The following is a 1146-nucleotide window of genomic DNA, read 5'->3' as shown; positions in this document are numbered from 1 at the left end:
CGATGGTATTGATCGGCAAGGTCATCTCTCCACCCAGGCCCAACTGCACGATGATCCCGCGCGGCCTGATCGCATCAAAGGCGCCGCGCAGGGCACGCTCGTTGCCGCTGGCCTCGAACAGCACATCGAAACTTCCCTTGTCGGCAGCAAAGCGCGCGAGACCGTCGGGCTGCTCCGCCACGTTGATGACTTCGTCCGCACCGACCTTGAGCGCCTTGCCCAGCGTGTGGTTGCCGACATCGGTCGCCACGATATGCGTCGCGCCCGCGCGCCGCGCCGCAATGATCGCGAGCGCGCCGATCGGCCCGCAGCCGGTCACCAGCACGCGCTTGCCCAGCAGCGAACCCGCGCGGCGCACCGCATGCAGCGCGACCGACAGCGGCTCGGCCATCGCGCCTTCGCCRTCGCTGASSGAATCGGCCAGCCGGTGGGCCTGCCATTGCTCGACCACGATCTGCTGCCTGAACGCGCCCTGCACATGCGGCGTGCGCATCGCGCTGCCGTAGTAGCGCATGTCCAGGCAATGGTTCTGCAGGCCCTGCTGGCAGTACTGGCAGCGCCCGCAGGGCCGGCTCGGRCTGATCGCCACGCGCTCGCCCGCCTTGAACGAAGTGCCGGRGCCGACCGTTTCGATCATTCCGGCCACCTCATGGCCCAGCACCATYGGCTCCTGGATGCGAACCGTGCCGAAGCCGCCRTGCTGGTAGTAGTGCAGGTCCGAACCGCAGATGCCGCCGCAGCGCACCCGCACGAGCAGTTGGCCGGCTTCGAGTTCGGGCGTCGGGACTTCCTCGACGCGCAAGTCGCCGGGGGCATGAATGACGAGGGCTTCCATGGGCTTTTCTCCTTCTTCCTCAATCTGATGACCGTTCACGAGCCCCTTCGCGAACACCGCGGAATCGGCTCTGCCGGGCCGCTGGTGTTGCCCCCTGCAAGGGGGTGGGCGGATACACGAAGTGAGCCAACCTGGGGGTGTGCTAAAGGGCTGCGGTGACGCCGCCGTCGACGTAAAGGATGTGGCCGTTGACGAAGCGCGACGCATCGCTCGCGAGGAACACCGCCGCGCCGACGAGGTCCTCCACGTCGCCCCAGCGCCGGGACGGCGTGCGGCCGATGAGCCAGGCGCTGAAGTCCGCATTCTTGACC

General features: G+C 67.8%; 2 protein-coding genes. Both read right to left on the bottom strand.

The window, feature by feature from the left end; all coding sequences use genetic code 11:
• The coding region (locus tag AC1DN9_RS29995) for an L-idonate 5-dehydrogenase (RefSeq protein ID WP_478106008.1) at window positions 1-835 on the bottom strand (835 nt) is incomplete at its 3' end.
• Window positions 836-977: 142 nt separating this feature from the next.
• Window positions 978-1146 (bottom strand): SDR family oxidoreductase (locus AC1DN9_RS29990; RefSeq protein ID WP_478106009.1); only part of this gene is annotated, 169 nt, incomplete at its 5' end.

This window comes from Variovorax sp. 05L425 (assembly GCF_056397705.1).
The sequence above is the reverse complement of the archived record's forward strand: the minus strand, read 5'-3'. Positions and strand labels throughout refer to the sequence as shown.